3 protein-coding genes and 1 tRNA gene are annotated in these 4,065 nt (G+C 42.3%); 3 read left to right on the forward strand and 1 reads right to left on the reverse strand.

The features are described from left to right. Positions 1 to 106: 106 nt before the first annotated feature. A tRNA-Ser gene (locus tag OCF95_RS09705) sits at positions 107 to 194 on the reverse strand. Between the two features lie 161 nt (positions 195 to 355). Here OCF95_RS09705 and OCF95_RS09710 point away from each other — a divergent pair. The 3 genes from OCF95_RS09710 to OCF95_RS09720 are packed head-to-tail and all read left to right on the forward strand — an operon-like array spanning position 356 to position 3,953. Beyond that, complete coding sequence (locus OCF95_RS09710; RefSeq protein WP_000920651.1) at positions 356 to 1,096, forward strand: DeoR/GlpR family DNA-binding transcription regulator; 741 nt, start codon at positions 356 to 358, stop codon at positions 1,094 to 1,096. After that, positions 1,093 to 2,004, forward strand: a complete 912-nt coding sequence (gene pfkB, locus OCF95_RS09715; RefSeq protein ID WP_261105325.1) for a 1-phosphofructokinase — start codon at positions 1,093 to 1,095, stop codon at positions 2,002 to 2,004. Before OCF95_RS09710 ends, pfkB begins: the two co-directional genes overlap by 4 nt. After that, the gene (locus OCF95_RS09720; RefSeq protein WP_261105326.1) at positions 2,001 to 3,953 is read left to right on the forward strand and encodes a fructose-specific PTS transporter subunit EIIC; all 1,953 of its coding nucleotides are present in this window, start codon (positions 2,001 to 2,003) and stop codon (positions 3,951 to 3,953) included. The genes pfkB and OCF95_RS09720 overlap by 4 nt, the downstream gene beginning before the upstream one ends. Positions 3,954 to 4,065 lie beyond the last annotated feature (112 nt).

Consider the following 4,065-nt stretch of genomic DNA (forward strand, 5'->3'; position numbering starts at 1 on the left):
AAAAGGACTTAGCCCTGTACAATACAGAACTAAATCCTTTGCTTAAATTAATTGTCTAACTTTTTGGGGTCAGTACAGATTTCTTGGGTATCTTTTTTAAAATAAACGGAAGACATGGGATTCGAACCCACGCACGCTGTTACACGCCTACCGCGTTTCCAACACGGCCTCTTAAGCCTCTTGAGTAATCTTCCAATACTTACTCAAATAGTCTACCATAAAGCCTCTTATCTTGCAATAAAAATTCTGGAAACAAGAAAAATGATAGTTTTTGAAAGAAAATGACAAAAAATGCTTGACTTTGAAAGAAAGTGTGATAGAATGAATAGTGTAAACGATAACAGGAGGTGATTCAGTGTTAAAAACAGAGCGGAAGCAACTGATTCTAGAGGAGTTAAATCAACATCATGTAGTTTCTCTAGAAAAATTAGTTAGTTTGCTAGAAACGTCAGAATCAACGGTTCGAAGAGACTTGGATGAGTTGGAAGCGGAAAACAAGCTTCGTCGCGTGCATGGTGGAGCAGAATTGCCCCATTCCTTGCAGGAAGAAGAAACCATTCAAGAAAAATCTGTCAAAAACCTTCAAGAAAAGAAGTTGCTGGCTCAGAAAGCAGCCTCTCTCATTAAGGAACAAGATGTCATCTTTATCGATGCTGGAACAACAACTGCTTTTTTGATCCATGAATTGGTCAATAAGAATATTACTGTTGTGACAAATTCGATTCACCATGCCGCACAGTTGGTTGAAAAGCAGATTCCAACTGTCATGGTTGGAGGAAGTGTCAAGATGGCAACAGATGCTAGCATCGGGGGCGTTGCTCTTAACCAGATTAACCAATTGCACTTTGACCGTGCCTTTATCGGGATGAATGGTGTGGACGATGGCTATTATACGACTCCTGATATGGAGGAGGGAGCTGTTAAGCGTGCTATTTTAGAAAATGCCAAACAGACCTATGTCTTGGTCGATTCGTCAAAAATTGGACAAACTTGCTTTGCTAAGGTAGCACCACTCAAACGAGCAATTGTTATCACAAGTCAAGGGCATGAGCTCTTGCAGGCTATTAAGGAGAAAACGGAGGTAATAGAAGTATGATTTATACAGTCACACTCAATCCATCCATTGATTATATCGTGCGTTTGGACCAAGTCCAAGTCGGTAGTGTCAATCGTATGGACAGTGATGATAAGTTTGCTGGTGGGAAAGGAATCAATGTCAGTCGTGTCTTGAAACGCTTGGATATTCCAAATACAGCGACTGGATTTATCGGAGGTTTTACTGGTAAATTTATCACAGATACTTTGGCTGATGAAGCAATCGAGACACGTTTTGTCCAAGTGGCAGAAGATACTCGTATCAATGTTAAAATCAAAGCAGACCAAGAGACAGAAATCAACGGGACTGGTCCAACTGTTGAGCCGGCACAGCTAGAAGAATTGAAAGCTATTTTATCTAGTTTGACTGCAGAAGATACAGTTGTCTTTGCTGGTTCAAGTGCTAAGAATCTAGGCAATGTCATCTACAAGGATTTGATTGCCTTGACACGCAAGACTGGTGCGCAAGTCGTTTGTGATTTTGAAGGACAGACCTTGATTGATAGTTTGGACTACCAGCCACTTTTGGTCAAACCAAACAATCATGAACTTGGAGCGATTTTTGGAGTGAAACTCGAAAGTTTAGATGAAATTGAGAAATACGCTCGTGAGTTACTGGCTAAAGGTGCTCAAAACGTCATTATTTCTATGGCTGGTGACGGTGCTCTTCTTGTCACATCTGAGGGAGCTTACTTCGCAAAACCTATCAAGGGAACAGTCAAAAATTCAGTTGGAGCTGGTGACTCTATGGTTGCTGGATTTACAGGTGAATTTGTCAAATCAAAAGACGCAGTAGAAGCCTTCAAATGGGGAGTTGCTTGTGGAACGGCAACTACCTTCTCGGATGACTTGGCAACAGCAGAATTTATTAAAGAAACATATGAAAAAGTTGAGGTAGAAAAAAGATGAAAATTCAAGATCTATTGAGAAAAGATGTTATGTTGCTGGATTTGCAAGCAACTGAAAAAACAGCTGTCATCGACGAGATGATTAAAAGTTTGACAGACCACGGTTATGTGACAGATTTTGAAACCTTTAAAGAAGGCATTTTGGCGCGTGAAGCTCTCACTTCTACAGGTTTGGGTGATGGTATCGCAATGCCTCACAGCAAAAATGCTGCTGTCAAAGAAGCGACAGTTCTCTTTGCCAAGTCAAACAAGGGTGTTGACTACGAGAGCTTGGATGGACAATCAACTGACCTCTTCTTCATGATTGCAGCTCCAGAAGGTGCCAATGACACCCATTTGGCAGCATTGGCAGAATTGTCTCAATACTTGATGAAAGACGGATTTGCTGACAAACTTCGTCAAGCAACATCAGCTGACCAAGTTATCGAACTTTTTGACCAAGCTTCAGAAAAAACTGAAGAGCCGGTTCAAGCACCTACCAATGACTCTGATGACTTTATCGTTGCTGTTACAGCTTGTACAACAGGTATTGCCCACACTTACATGGCCCAAGAAGCTCTTCAAAAAGTAGCTGCTGAAATGGGGGTTGGTATCAAGGTCGAAACCAACGGTGCTAGCGGTGTTGGTAACCAACTAACTGCGGAAGACATTCGTAAGGCTAAAGCTGTTATCATCGCTGCAGACAAGGCCGTTGAAATGGATCGATTTGATGGAAAACCATTGATCAATCGTCCGGTTGCTGACGGTATCCGTAAGACAGAAGAGTTAATTAACTTGGCTCTTTCAGGAGATGCTGAAGTCTACCGTGCTGCTAATGGAGCAAAAGCTTCAACAGCAAGCAACGAAAAACAAAGCCTTGGTGGTGCCTTCTACAAACACTTGATGAGTGGTGTATCTCAAATGTTGCCATTCGTTATAGGTGGTGGTATCATGATTGCCCTTGCCTTCTTGATTGACGGTGCTTTGGGTGTTCCAAATGAAAATCTTGGTAATCTTGGTTCCTACCATGAGCTAGCTTCTATGTTTATGAAAATTGGTGGAGCTGCCTTTGGTTTGATGCTCCCAGTCTTTGCAGGTTATGTTGCCTACTCTATCGCTGAAAAACCAGGTTTGGTAGCGGGTTTTGTGGCTGGTGCTATTGCTAAAGAAGGTTTTGCCTTTGGTAAAATTCCTTATGCCGCAGGTGGTGAAGCAACTTCAACTCTTGCAGGTGTCTCATCTGGTTTCCTAGGTGCCCTTGTGGGTGGATTTATCGCAGGTGCTTTGGTTCTTGCTATCAAGAAATACGTTAAAGTTCCTCGTTCACTTGAAGGTGCTAAGTCAATCCTTCTCTTGCCACTTCTTGGAACAATCTTGACAGGATTTGTCATGCTAGCTGTGAATATCCTAATGGCAGCAATCAATACTGCTATGAATGACTTCCTAGGCGGTCTTGGAGGAGGTTCAGCTGTCCTTCTTGGTATTGTTCTTGGAGGAATGATGGCTGTCGATATGGGTGGACCAGTCAATAAAGCAGCTTATGTCTTTGGTACAGGTACGCTTGCAGCAACTGTTTCTTCAGGTGGTTCTGTGGCTATGGCAGCAGTTATGGCTGGAGGAATGGTACCACCTCTTGCAATCTTTGTCGCAACTCTTCTCTTTAAAGACAAATTTACTAAAGAAGAACGCAACTCTGGTTTGACAAACATTATCATGGGCTTGTCATTTATCACTGAGGGAGCAATTCCATTTGGTGCCGCTGACCCAGCTCGTGCGATCCCAAGCTTCATCCTTGGTTCAGCAGTAGCAGGTGGCCTCGTTGGTCTTACTGGTATCAAACTCATGGCGCCACACGGAGGAATCTTCGTTATCGCCCTTACTTCAAATGCTCTCCTTTACCTCGTTTCTGTCTTGGTAGGAGCAATTGTAAGTGGTGTGGTCTATGGTTACCTACGCAAACCACAAGCATAAAAATTAGATAGAAAATAAAAAGATTGGACCGTTTGTGTACTGACCCCAAAAAGTTAGACAATTAATTTAAGCAAAGGATTTAGTTCTGTATTGTACAGGGCTAAGTCCTTTT

Source organism: Streptococcus mitis, from assembly GCF_946188615.1.
Classification (GTDB): domain Bacteria; phylum Bacillota; class Bacilli; order Lactobacillales; family Streptococcaceae; genus Streptococcus; species Streptococcus mitis_BZ.